General features: G+C 32.7%; 10 protein-coding genes. 4 read left to right on the forward strand and 6 right to left on the reverse strand.

Annotated elements, in window-relative coordinates:
- Positions 1-213: 213 nt before the first annotated feature.
- The 5 genes from DMA14_RS10230 to DMA14_RS10250 all read right to left on the reverse strand — a co-directional run bounded on the left by DMA14_RS10230 (position 214) and on the right by DMA14_RS10250 (position 6,396).
- Complete coding sequence (locus DMA14_RS10230) at positions 214-915, reverse strand: DUF2971 domain-containing protein (protein ID WP_111424568.1); 702 nt, start codon at positions 913-915, stop codon at positions 214-216.
- Positions 916-1,043: 128 nt separating this feature from the next.
- Positions 1,044-2,873, reverse strand: a complete 1,830-nt coding sequence (locus DMA14_RS10235; RefSeq protein WP_111424569.1) for an ABC transporter ATP-binding protein — start codon at positions 2,871-2,873, stop codon at positions 1,044-1,046.
- A gap of 231 nt (positions 2,874-3,104) precedes the next feature.
- Positions 3,105-4,832, reverse strand: a complete 1,728-nt coding sequence (locus DMA14_RS10240; protein WP_111424570.1) for a phospho-sugar mutase — start codon at positions 4,830-4,832, stop codon at positions 3,105-3,107.
- A gap of 68 nt (positions 4,833-4,900) precedes the next feature.
- On the reverse strand, positions 4,901-5,857 hold the full coding sequence (locus DMA14_RS10245; RefSeq protein WP_111424571.1) for a glycosyltransferase family 2 protein: 957 nt from the start codon (positions 5,855-5,857) through the stop codon (positions 4,901-4,903).
- A gap of 8 nt (positions 5,858-5,865) precedes the next feature.
- Positions 5,866-6,396: a DUF4199 domain-containing protein gene (locus DMA14_RS10250; RefSeq protein ID WP_111424572.1), complete on the reverse strand. Its 531-nt coding sequence runs from the start codon at positions 6,394-6,396 to the stop codon at positions 5,866-5,868.
- 248 nt (positions 6,397-6,644) lie between these two features.
- Between DMA14_RS10250 and DMA14_RS10255 the strand changes: the two genes are divergently transcribed.
- Positions 6,645-6,899 carry a type B 50S ribosomal protein L31 gene (locus DMA14_RS10255; RefSeq protein ID WP_111363726.1) on the forward strand — a complete coding sequence of 85 codons (255 nt, stop codon included), beginning with the start codon at positions 6,645-6,647 and terminating at the stop codon, positions 6,897-6,899.
- A 501-nt stretch (positions 6,900-7,400) separates the two neighbouring features.
- A complete protein-coding gene (locus tag DMA14_RS10260; RefSeq protein WP_111424573.1) occupies positions 7,401-8,576 on the forward strand; it encodes a GlmU family protein in 1,176 nt (391 codons plus the stop codon).
- 147 nt (positions 8,577-8,723) lie between these two features.
- Here DMA14_RS10260 and DMA14_RS10265 read toward each other — a convergent pair whose 3' ends face one another.
- On the reverse strand, positions 8,724-9,167 hold the full coding sequence (locus DMA14_RS10265; RefSeq protein WP_111424574.1) for a PepSY-like domain-containing protein: 444 nt from the start codon (positions 9,165-9,167) through the stop codon (positions 8,724-8,726).
- 329 nt (positions 9,168-9,496) lie between these two features.
- Here DMA14_RS10265 and DMA14_RS10275 point away from each other — a divergent pair, with 329 nt between their 5' ends.
- Together DMA14_RS10275 and DMA14_RS10280 are read left to right on the forward strand one after the other, a co-directional pair.
- On the forward strand, positions 9,497-11,131 hold the full coding sequence (locus DMA14_RS10275; protein WP_111424576.1) for an ABC-F family ATP-binding cassette domain-containing protein: 1,635 nt from the start codon (positions 9,497-9,499) through the stop codon (positions 11,129-11,131).
- A 260-nt stretch (positions 11,132-11,391) separates the two neighbouring features.
- Positions 11,392-12,537 (forward strand): porin, encoded by a 1,146-nt coding sequence (locus tag DMA14_RS10280; RefSeq protein ID WP_111424577.1) that lies wholly within the window; start codon positions 11,392-11,394, stop codon positions 12,535-12,537.
- The last annotated feature ends 6 nt before the right edge of the window (positions 12,538-12,543 follow it).

A 12,543-nucleotide genomic window follows, 5' to 3' on the forward strand; every position in this document is an offset into this window, starting at 1 on the left:
ACGTTCCATAGGAACGTTTGATGTGTTGCATTGTTGAAAAAAATATTAAAATCAAACGTTCCTACGGAACGTAATTAAACAAAACAATATAATTTTTCTACCGATGAAATGTTCCTACGGAACATAATCAAATCAGAAACGGGAAAAAATCTTTCTAATCCTTTTAATCTGTGGCAAACCATAGAATCTTAGTATCTCAGAACCTTAGTAGCTTTAAATTAATATATCACTTTCTAAATCTGATTTTTCAATTTCGAAACCAAAACCTAGTCGCTCGACCAATTCAATTACCAGTTTTTTGTACCAGTTTTCAGATTTTGGATGAATGTATATTTTTTCAATAAGCTGATTAATGTCGACGTTGATCTTTAATCCATCGTTTAATTTGATTTCGCTTTTTGAAGTGTCACTCAGAATTCGAACTTCTCTTTCGTATTGAAAACTTTTTCTCTTAAATAAAAACGGAAAGAATAAATCATCAAACGGAATATATTCTTTTTTATAATCGATGTAATTCACCTCACCAATGTACTGGTCAAAATTGTTTTCAGGTTTTACGGCTTTCTGCAGTCTTCTAATGGTGGACTGAATGGCTAAACCTTCATTATTTTTGGTAAAAATCTGCCACATGGCAAAAGATTCATATTCGTTAATATGCCAGCTGCTAATAGCTACTTTTTCCCGATGCGTTTTGTAGTAATTTAAAAACTCGGGATTATCAGCGGCAAGTTTTTTAATCTCTTCATAAGTTGGTTCGCTAAAAGTACCTTCATATTGGTCTTCAAACTTGTCTGAACGTGACATAAAAAGTTTCTTCGAAAGTAATAAATCAAGAAATTTAGATAAGTCTAGATATTTCCAAACAATAGTATCGGGATCGTCAGGAAGTTTTATGTTGGGGTTGTTAAGATACATTTTCTGAAAGAATTAAATTTCAATCTTTAACTATCCTAAAGTTATAAAAATAAACACAGATTAAAGAAATTAAACTGAGTTTTAATATTTCCTTAATCTGTGTTAGATTATTTGGGTATGTAAAAATCTTATGATTCGAAAGACTGCATGGTTACCAATTTATTGTAAGTTCCGTTATGAGCAATCAGTTCTTCATGAGTTCCTTGTTCAACGATTTTACCTTTTTGCATTACCACAATCACATCTGCTTTTTGAATTGTAGAAAGACGGTGTGCAATTACAATTGAAGTTCTGTTTTGCATCATGTTTTCGAGTGCAACCTGAACAAATTTTTCGCTTTCTGTATCCAGTGCCGATGTTGCTTCATCCAAAATCATAATCGGCGGGTTCTTCAATACTGCTCTTGCAATAGATAAACGTTGTTTCTGTCCACCAGACAGTTTGTTTCCGCTATCTCCGATATTAGTATAAATTCCTTGTGGAAGGTCTTTCACAAATTCATAAGCATTTGCAATTTTAAGAGCTTCTATAATTTCATCATCAGTGGCGTCCAATTTTCCTAAAGAAATATTGGCTTTGATTGTATCATTAAATAAAATACTGTCTTGTGTAACCAATCCCATTAAGCTGCGAAGCGATTGCAGATTCATGTCTTTAATGTTGATTCCGTCAATAGAAATTGAGCCGTCGTTTACATCGTAAAAACGAGTCAATAAATTGGCAATAGTACTTTTTCCACTTCCAGATTGACCAACAAGCGCAACAGTTTGTCCTTTTTTAATTTGAAGAGAAAAGTCTTTTAAAACGGTTTCTTCTTCATATTTGAAATTCACATTTTGAACATTGATATTATCATCAAAAGTTGTTTTTTCTACTGCGTTTTCTTTAGAAACAATAGTATTTTCTTGTTCTAAGATTTCAAGAACACGTTCTGCAGCCGCATTTCCTCTTTTTACTCCGTATGAAGCTTTAGAAATAGCTTTTGCAGGAGTTAAAATGTTGTATGCTAATCCCATGTAGGCGATAAACGCAGCGCCTTCTAAAGTTTTATCGATCAAAACCATTTGACCTCCGTACCAAAGTAAAATAGCAATTACGGTAATTCCCATAAATTCACTCGCTGGAGAAGCTAAGTTTTGACGGTTTCCAATGCTATTTGATAAAGTAAAAAAGCGGTCTGTCGAATTTTGAAAAACATTATTAAAGTAATTTTCAGCATTGTATCCTTTTACAACTTTTAATCCGCCAATTGTTTCTTCAATTGTAGAAAGGAATTTCCCTTGTTCTTCTTGAGCTTTGGTAGATTGTTTTTTAAGCTGTTTTCCAATCAATGAAATAATATATCCAGAAACCGGAATAAAAATGAAAACAAACAAAGTCAGTTTAGCACTAATGACAAGCATAGCGATGATCGTAAAAATAATTGTTAAAGGTTCTTTTACAATAAGCTCTAAAATTGCTAAAAAAGAGTTTTGGACCTCATTTACGTCAGCTGAAATTCTAGAAATTACGTCTCCCTTTCTTTTTTCAGAATAAAATGCCAAAGGAAGTTCTAATGTTTTTTTGTACAATGCATTTCGCATGTCTTTTAAAACACCATTTCTCAAGAAATTGATGAAAAACATTGCCAAGTAATCAGCTAAGTTTTTTAATAAAAAGATGGAGATGATTATGGCAACCATTATAGATAGCACATATCCAGATTCGTGAGTTCCTTTTGAAGTTGTAATATAGTAGCTTAAGTAATTTTCTCCATATTCTTTAATGTCCAAAATCCCTGTGTATAAAGGCTTTTCATAGTTTTCTTTGGTTTTGTCAAATAAAACTTGAAGCATTGGTATTAAGGCAATGAATGAAAGTGTACTGAAAAGCGCATATAAAATATTGAAAAAGATATTTAAGAATGCGTATCTTTTATACGGGTATATAAAAGGAACTATTTTTTTGAAATTACTCATTTATTTTTGGATGTTATTTTTTTGCTTGGTTATGGTTATTTGAGTTTTGGCTAGTGAATTTTTACTGCACAAAATTAATCCAATTGGATTGTTTTCAATTTCTTTTGGGTTTTTTTTATAAAAAAAACTCTGATTTTGCATCTTCTAAGAAATGCAAATCAGAGTTTTAATATTGGACTCCTTGTTTTTAAAGACTATTTGCAAATGGCAATACTTTCAAAAAAGGTTTATTTAATTCAACTGCATATCTGCAATAATGTTTTGAATTTTCTGATCTAAGAAACTTTCTGCTTCATCAAAATCAGAAACCGATTCGATTTCGGCATTTACACTAATGTAGAATTTAATCTTAGGTTCAGTTCCGCTTGGTCTTGCGCAAATTTTAGAACCATCCTCTGTATAATAAATCAATACATTCGATTTCGGAATATCCATTGTCGATTCTGAACCGTCTAATAAATTTAAAGCAATAGATGATTGATAATCCTCAACCATAATAACTCTTTGTCCGTTAATTTCTTTCAAAGGATTTTTGCGTAAATCAATCATCATTTGGTTGATTTCTTGCAAGCCTTCCATTCCTTTTTTAGTTAAAGAAACTAAGAATTCTTTGTAGAAGCCATTTTCAACATAAAGCTGTAAAAGTTCTTTATAAACAGAGCTTCCTGCTGCTTTAGCTTGAGCAGCAACTTCGCAAATTAATAAGGTAGCGGCAACAGCATCTTTATCTCTAACGGCATCACCAACCATAAATCCGAAACTTTCCTCACCACCTCCGATAAATTCAAGTTCAGGAAAATCTTTGATCATTTTTGCGATCCATTTAAATCCTGTCAATCCAACTTTGCACTCAACACCGTAGCTTGTTGCCAATTCCATCATCATTGGAGTTGAAACGATTGTTGAACCTACGAATTGTTTTCCGTTAAGTTTATCTGCTTTTTTCCATTGTTTCAATAAGAAAGAAGTCATTAAAACCATAGTTTGGTTTCCGTTCAATAAAATCATTTTGCCGTCATTGTTACGAACAGCAACTCCTAAACGGTCACAGTCAGGATCTGTTCCTACTACAATATCAGAATTTGTTTTGTCTGCCAACGCCAAAGCCATTGTTAAAGCTTCTGGTTCTTCCGGATTTGGCGATTTTACTGTTGGGAAATCTCCGTCTGGTACAGCCTGTTCAGGAACAATATGAACATTTTTATATCCGGCTTGCGATAAAACATCTGGAATTGATTTTATAGAAGTTCCGTGTAATGAAGTAAACACAATGTGAAGATTGTCTTTGGCTTCAGCCGGAGTATTAAAACTTGCGTTTTCGATAGATGATTTTATAAATGCTTTGTCAAGTTCTGTGTCAATGTACTGAATCAAACTTTCGTTTGCGTTAAATTTGATTTTGTCATAGCCTAAACTTTCAATCACATTGACAATTTCTTTGTCTTGCGGAGGAACAATTTGTCCACCATCTTGCCAGTAAACTTTGTAACCGTTATATTCTGGCGGATTGTGAGAAGCTGTTAAAACAATTCCGCACTGACATTTTAAATATTTAAGGGCAAAAGATAATTCTGGAGTTGGTCTCAAATCAGAAAACAAATAAACTTGAATTCCGTTTGCTGAGAAAACATCAGCTACGACTTTTGCTAAAGTATTACTGTTATGACGGCAATCGTAAGCGATAACCACTTTTAAAGGTTCGTTTGGAAAAACTTTATGTAGGTAATCAGATAATCCTTGAGTGTTTTTTCCAAGCGTATATTTGTTGATTCTGTTATCACCAACACCCATAACACCACGCATTCCTCCAGTTCCGAATTCTAAGTTTTTATAAAAACTCTCCTCAAGTTCTTTTGGAGAAGTTGTCATTAATTCCTTAACTGCAGCTTGCGTTTCCTGATCGAATGTTGGTGTTAGCCATTCGTTTACAGCTTTTAATATATTTGGTGCTATATTCATTTTTGATTTCGTTTTATGTTTTGTTTAAAATAGCCTGTTATTGGGGATTAAACGTGCTTTAAGAAAAATTAAAAATTAACCTCTCGTGCTACTTTATATCTTGCTTCGTTATTTTTTGTTCTTAAAATAATTTCGCCCAAGAATCCTGCTAAGAATAGCTGCGTTCCAAGAACCATGGTCGTCAAAGCAATATAAAACCATGGGTTGTTTGTAACCAAGCTATATTTCATTCCTGTATACATGTGGTATAGTTTAGAAACTCCAATGTATCCAGCTGCTAAAAATCCGATAATAAACATTAAAGAACCCATAGCGCCAAATAAGTGCATTGGTCTTTTCCCGAATCTTGATAAAAACCAAATGGTAATCAAATCCAGAAAGCCGTTTATGAAACGCTCCATTCCAAACTTCGTTTCACCATATTTTCTTGCTTGGTGAATTACCACTTTTTCGCCAATTTTTCCAAATCCAGCATTTTTAGCCAAAACTGGAATATAGCGGTGCATTTCGCCAGAAACTTCAATGTTTTTTACCACAACATTTTTGTAGGCTTTCAATCCGCAGTTAAAATCATTCAGTTCAACGCCAGAAGTTTTTCTAGCCGCCCAGTTGAATAATTTTGAAGGAAGATTTTTTGCCACAACAGAATCGTAACGCTTCTTTTTCCAACCAGAAACCAAATCGTATTTCTGAGCTGTAATCATTTCGTACAATTCCGGAATTTCGTCTGGACTGTCTTGCAAGTCGGCATCCATAGTAATGATAACATCACCTTTTGCCTTTGCAAAACCAGCATGTAAAGCCTGAGATTTTCCGAAGTTTTTCATGAAACGAATTCCTTTTACATTTGGATTTTCGTTAGAGAAACCTTCAATAATCTGCCAAGAATTATCTGTACTACCATCATCTACAAAAATGATTTCATAAGAGTAATTGTTAGACTGCATCACTTTAATGATCCAAGTGTAGAGTTCTTTAAGTGATTCCTCCTCGTTTAGAAGCGGTATAAGTATAGATAAATTCATTTATATTTTTATTCTTGTGTAGATTTGCTTTTGAAAAATGCGGCTAAAATTAGTCCAAAAATTGAACTTACCAATAAGTTTGATGCTGACCCCTTTAATATTCCTCCAATAGATAATTGATCACTATCTTTTATTTTTTGAAGAGCTTCATTGATTTTCGCTGCTGGGGCATCCATTTTTTGCATCATGTCAGCCATATATTTTAAAGTCATTTCTTTAATCGTCTCTTTTAACGGCGGGTCTATGAAGTTGAACAGAATAATATTAAATACTGCTGAAATTAAAATTGCGATTACTGCAAATATAAAGTAAGTCGTAAATGTGTCTTTAAAAGAGAAAAAGCTATTAATTTCTTTTTTTGTTTTAACAATTAAAGTTATAGATAAAGCGATATAAATTACTAAAGACATAATAGTTACCCACCATGCTGTGAATAATTTGATATCTGTACTATATATAATAGAGGTAATTAAAACAGAAACGACTCCAGCTACGATACCGTATGTAATACCATTCTTTTTTATAACTTCATTAATCATATTTTGATATGTTTAAAATTAATCCACAAATATAGTAATTCCCACTATAATCGGATATAAAAAAAGCTTTTCGAAATAAACTAAAAAAAAGTAAGCTAACTGTTTGTTTATTAAAAAAGAATTGTAAATTTGCACACTCAAAAATAATTAAATTTTTAAACAAAAAAGAGTATTATTTGTTTACACCTTTTTCTAACCATGAAAAAGCTTCAAAATAAAAGTGCTCCAAACAATAAATAAAAGAAAAGATGAAAAAAGGAATTCACCCAGAAAATTACAGATTAGTTGCATTTAAAGACATGTCTAACGATGAGGTTTTTATCACTAAATCTACTGCAGATACAAGAGAAACAATTGAAGTTGACGGAGTTGAGTATCCAGTTGTAAAAATGGAGATTTCTAGAACATCTCACCCTTTTTATACTGGTAAATCTAAACTTATCGATACTGCAGGACGTATTGATAAATTCAAAACTAAATACGCTAAACACGCTAAAAAATAATAGCTGTTTTAAATTATACAGAAGCCTTCCAATCGGAAGGCTTTTTTTATGCGTCGATTTTTGATAATCAAAAAAAGAAGCAGTGTGATTTTTAATATAGCCCGTGGTTTCAACCACGGGAAACGTATTGTGAATATGTTGCGTTCCAACGGTTGAAACCGCTGGTTATGTTTTTTTAGATGAGATTGTTTTTGATGCTATTTAAAAAAGATCATTTTTCCTTTAATAAAATATAGCCCGTGGTTTCAACCACGGAGAACGTATTGAGAGTATATAGCGTTCCAGCGGTTGAAACCGCTGGTTATGTTTTTCTTGAAGATTGAAAAATCAAACTATTAAGCTTGTCAAATAATCTTAATTTGAATAATCTAAGATTAAGGGTAATTTAAAAATTTGTGAATTCGTGGCTATTTACATATGATATGATTAATGTAACGTATAAATATTTGTAACTTTGAAGCCAGGTAACCAAATCAAATTTTAACAAACACTCAATTATTTATGAACTACATTCTTTTCGACGGTCCCGTTCGAAATGCTTTATTGCCCTTTACTTTTACACGGCCAGTAGCTGATATTTTGGTAGGAATTATGACAATTCGCCAAAAGTGGGAAAAATATCTTGGTTCTACAATCACTACGATAACCGAAGAATATTTGTCTGAAAAATTTCCAATGGTTGAAATGGAAGAAAATGTTATGATCAATGCAGCGTATTTGCCAAATGATACTCTTGCGGAGATGGTTTCTAATTTAACAGAAAATCAGGCAATCTTTAAAGGAGAAGATGTAATTGCATTTTTTGCTAGCGAAAATCAGGAAGAAGTCGATTTTGATTCTTACGAAATTATTCAATACAACGAAGATTGTATAACAATCGAACATACTTGGGATATTTTTTCTAAAAATGATGCTGCGATTCGTCAGGATTTTAAATATCTGACTGAAGATCGTACGTCTCAGCCGATTCCTAAAAGTGTAAATGTAATTTCGCCTGAGAATATTTTTATCGAAGAAGGAGCAAAACTAGAGTTTGTAACCTTAAATGCATCAACAGGACCTATATATATAGGTAAGAATACCGAAATTATGGAAGGAACCGTAATTCGCGGGCCATTCGCTTTATGCGAAAATGCAATGGTAAAAATGTCGGCTAAAGTTTATGGTGCAACAACAGTTGGACCTGGAAGCCGAATAGGAGGAGAGGTTAAAAACTCGGTTCTTTTTGCTAACTCGAATAAAGGGCATGAAGGTTTCTTAGGAGATTCTGTTTTAGGAGAATGGTGCAATATCGGAGCAGATTCTAATAACTCAAACCTAAAAAACAATTACGAAGAAGTAAAATTATGGAGCTACGAAACAGAAGGTTTTGCTAAAACAGGACTTCAGTTTTGCGGTTTAATGATGGGAGATCACAGTAAATGCGGAATCAACACGATGTTTAATACAGGAACAGTTGTCGGTGTGAGCGCTAATATTTTCGGAAGCGGATTTCCTCGCAATTTTGTTCCAAGTTTTTCTTGGGGCGGTGCTGCAGGATTTACAACTTATGTAACTAAGAAAGCTTTTGAAACAGCAAGGTTAGTGATGAGCAGAAGAAATATTGAGTTCGATGCAACGGAGGCTGCAATAATGGAACATATTTTCGAAGAAACTAAAAAATGGAGAAAAGATTAATTAGGTAATTAGTCAATTTGAAAATTAGATAATTTTTACAAACCCGACAGATTTTAAAACCGTCGGGTTTAATTTTTTTTAGCCACAGATTAAAGGATTAAAAAGATTAAAAAATCTGTGGAAATCCTATTAATCTGTGGCTAAATATTATTTATCAATTTTAATGAAATCTCCTTTCATGTTGAATTTTAATTCTAAACCATTGGTTAGTTTTGTTTCATAACCAGAAGATTCAATTTCTATTTTGGTTACATCTTCTTTAGGGAAGTTTGATTTTATATAAGAAGCAATTTTTTTGGGAATAATAGATTTTGGGACTTTTCCAGTTTTAGCATCCACTTCTTTCCAATTTCCTTTTTTGTCAAATTCAATTTCAATTTTATTGTCATACTGAACTTTGTACTCTGTAGAAAGAATCTCTTTGTCTTCCAGTATATAGCTTGGTTTTTTGGATCCAAAATGTGTTTTTAAGAAAGTTTGTGCATTTCCAGGTAATGCTTCTTTTTTAATTACGGTTTTTTGAGCATTTGCAGTAAGTCCAAATAGTAATCCTGCAATTAAGTAGACGGTCAGTTTTAATTTCGTTCTCATATTTTGCTGATTTTTAAAATTATAGGACAAGTTAAGACTAAAATTTTGAAATTGGAAAATCTGAGCAGCTTTAAAAATCAATCAAGCTTCTTTTTCTTGCCACAGATTAAAAGATTAAAAAAGATTTTTTTAGAATATGTATTCTCAAAAAAAATAATCAGTGAAAATCCTTTAATCTGTGGCAAAAAAAAATATATCTAATTGGCACATTTTCAAAATTATCTAATTATCAAATTGGGACATTATCTAATTAAATCTATCTTTGCAGCACGAAAAAAATGGGTAGTCGGATAAACGATTAACCGATTAAACAAAATTCACAAACACAAATGATTACAGTTAACGATATTTCGGTTCAGTTTGGCGGAACTACACTTTTTAGCGATGTTTCTTTTGCTATTAATGAAAATGATAAAATCGCCCTAATGGGTAAAAATGGTGCGGGGAAATCGACACTTTTAAAGATTATTGCAGGTGCAAATAAGCCTTCTACAGGAAGTATCTCTGCTCCGAAAGAAGCTGTAATTGCATATCTGCCTCAGCATTTGCTTACTGAAGATGGTGCTACGGTTATGGAAGAAGCATCAAAAGCTTTTAGTGAAATTTTTAAAATGAAATCTGAAATTGATGATATCAATGAGCAGCTGACAGTTCGTACTGATTATGAAAGCGACGAATACATGAAATTGATCGAAAGAGTTTCTGACTTAAGCGAGAAATTTTATGCTATTGAAGAAGTAAACTACGAAGCAGAAGTTGAGAAAATATTAGTTGGTTTAGGTTTTGAAAGAGAAGATTTCGCACGTCAAACTTCAGAATTTTCGGGAGGATGGAGAATGCGTATTGAGTTGGCTAAGATTTTATTGAGAAAACCAGATTTGATTTTGCTGGATGAGCCAACAAACCACATGGATATTGAGAGTATTCAATGGTTAGAAGATTTCTTATTGAATCAGGCAAAAGCAGTTGTGGTAATTTCTCACGATAGAGCGTTTGTAGATAATATCACAAATCGTACGATTGAGGTGACAATGGGAAGAATTTATGATTACAAAGCAAAATATTCTCATTACTTAGAATTAAGAAAAGATCGTAGAATTCATCAGCAAAAAGCGTATGATGAACAACAGAAAATGATTGCTGAAAACCGTGCTTTTATTGAGCGTTTCAGAGGAACATTTTCTAAGACTGATGCTGTTCAATCTCGTGTTAAAATGCTTGAAAAGCTTGAAATGGTAGAGGTTGATGAAGTTGATACGTCTGCATTGCGTTTAAAATTTCCGCCTGCGGCGCGTTCTGGTCAGTACCCAGTTATTGTAAAGGAAATGTCTAAAGCTTACGGAGATCATGTTGTTTTTAAAGATGCAAATATTGTAATCGAACGCGGTCAGAAAGTAGCTTTTGTTGGAAAGAACGGTGAAGGAAAGTCAACAATGATTAAAGCAATCATGAAAGAAATTGGTGTTGATTCTGGAAGCGTTGAAATCGGACATAATGCTCAAATTGGATATTTTGCTCAAAACCAAGCGGCGTTATTAGATGAAAATGCTACCATTTTTGAAACTATTGATAGTATTGCTGTTGGAGATATTAGAACACAGATTAAAAACATTTTAGGCGCTTTCATGTTTCAAGGAGATGATATTACTAAAAAAGTAAAAGTGCTTTCAGGAGGAGAAAAAACGCGTTTGGCAATGATCAAATTATTGTTGGAGCCAGTTAACTTGTTGATTCTGGATGAGCCTTCGAATCACTTGGATATGAAAACTAAAGATATTATTAAAGATGCTCTACGTGATTTTGACGGAACATTGATTTTAGTTTCTCACGATCGTGATTTCCTTGACGGATTAGCAACTAAAGTTTTTGAATTCGGAAATAAACGAGTAAAAGAGCATTTTGAAGATGTGGCTGGTTTCTTGGCGCATAAGAAAATGGATTCTATGAGAGAAATCGAGAAATAATATTTTTTAATATAAATTCTAAAAAGGGCACAAGTTTTAATCTTGTGCCCTTTTTTTTGTTGCTGCTTATTTTAGTAACAGTATTTTAATGCAATTTTTTTTACATAAAATATCTTTTTTTGTTATTTTAGTACTTCTATTCCGTGTTGACTATAAGCTGTTAACTTTTGATCTCAAGAATAAAAAGCTGATTTTTTTAAATCGACTATATAAGCATTAATATTTCAATTTATTTTAAGCCTATGAGTAAAAGTCTACTAATGCCAATTTTTTTTCTTTTTTTTATAACGCCAACTTTTTTACATGCCCAAGGTGATTTGAATCAGGGAGCTGATAAGACCGATAAAATAGAGAATGGAGAAGTAAAATATCCGCAGTTTCAGTTAAAAGGACTCCTTCAAGCGAGATATTTAGAAAGTTTTGGAGATAATGTAGATGTTTTAGGGACTCAGCATTCAACAGGAGATGCAACACAAAGTTCTTTTGATATAAAAAGAATGCGTGTTGGATTGAATACTAAATTAAGCGAAACGACAGAAATTGTAATTTTGGTTAATTTGGCAGACTTTAAATCGGATACAAAAGGGAAAGTTCTTGAAAATGCCTACGGAAAATACACTTTCAATAAATATATTGCTTTAACAGGAGGGCAATTCCGACCAGCTTTTGGTATTGAAGAGCTTGTTCCAGTTGACATTATTAAATCTTTTGATTTTTCTAATCAATATTATGAATTTGGAAAAAACGGATGGACAAGCTTTCAAATTGGGGCATCGGCAACAGGAGCTTTTGATATTGGGAAAATTCCTGTGAATTATGCTGTTTCGGTTTTAAATGGAAACGGAAAAAATCAGGAAATGGATAAAGATAACGGAAAGCAATATTCTTCGAGATGGGTTTTCGGTTTATCAAAAGAACATAAAATTAATTTAGGTTTAAACGGCGGTTTCGGAAAAGTTTTTAAAGAAGATGTTTTTGCAATCGGAGCAGATATTACCAGCGATTTTAAATTAACCGATAAGTTTAGTTTTGATTTACAGATAGAATATAAGCAAGGAACAAATCATAATTTATATTATTCGCTTCCGGTCGACGGAAGAACAGATAATGTTGCAGACTATCAAATGCGCGGGATTTATTTCCTGCCAAACTTTAGATATACTGTAAATTATCAAAAACTCACAGCGCTTGAATTGTCGTGTCGTTACGAAACGTTCGATCCTAGTTATAAAATCAATTCAAACGTACGCACTACTTATACGCCAATGGTCAGTTTAGAATTCGGAAAATCGTATACTGGTCGTATCGAAATGGGATTTGAGATTGATAGGTTTGATAAAAGCATTCCAGGTACAACAACCTACGATAATGATTTATTTTTAATTCAGTTGCAGCTCAGAATTTAATTCACT

The organism is Flavobacterium sharifuzzamanii (genome assembly GCF_003254585.1).
Classification (GTDB): Bacteria; Bacteroidota; Bacteroidia; order Flavobacteriales; family Flavobacteriaceae; genus Flavobacterium; species Flavobacterium sharifuzzamanii.

What these genes read in the sequence shown, in the direction of transcription:
- DMA14_RS10240 (WP_111424570.1), bottom strand. Translation starts at nt 4,832, where the DNA reads ATGAATATAGCACCAAATATATTAAAAGCTGTAAACGAATGGCTAACA.
- DMA14_RS10260 (WP_111424573.1), top strand. Translation starts at nt 7,401, where the DNA reads ATGAACTACATTCTTTTCGACGGTCCCGTTCGAAATGCTTTATTGCCC.
- DMA14_RS10255 (WP_111363726.1), top strand. Translation starts at nt 6,645, where the DNA reads ATGAAAAAAGGAATTCACCCAGAAAATTACAGATTAGTTGCATTTAAA.
- DMA14_RS10250 (WP_111424572.1), bottom strand. Translation starts at nt 6,396, where the DNA reads ATGATTAATGAAGTTATAAAAAAGAATGGTATTACATACGGTATCGTA.
- DMA14_RS10235 (WP_111424569.1), bottom strand. Translation starts at nt 2,873, where the DNA reads ATGAGTAATTTCAAAAAAATAGTTCCTTTTATATACCCGTATAAAAGA.
- DMA14_RS10230 (WP_111424568.1), bottom strand. Translation starts at nt 915, where the DNA reads ATGTATCTTAACAACCCCAACATAAAACTTCCTGACGATCCCGATACT.
- DMA14_RS10245 (WP_111424571.1), bottom strand. Translation starts at nt 5,857, where the DNA reads ATGAATTTATCTATACTTATACCGCTTCTAAACGAGGAGGAATCACTT.
- DMA14_RS10265 (WP_111424574.1), bottom strand. Translation starts at nt 9,167, where the DNA reads ATGAGAACGAAATTAAAACTGACCGTCTACTTAATTGCAGGATTACTA.
- DMA14_RS10275 (WP_111424576.1), top strand. Translation starts at nt 9,497, where the DNA reads ATGATTACAGTTAACGATATTTCGGTTCAGTTTGGCGGAACTACACTT.
- DMA14_RS10280 (WP_111424577.1), top strand. Translation starts at nt 11,392, where the DNA reads ATGCCAATTTTTTTTCTTTTTTTTATAACGCCAACTTTTTTACATGCC.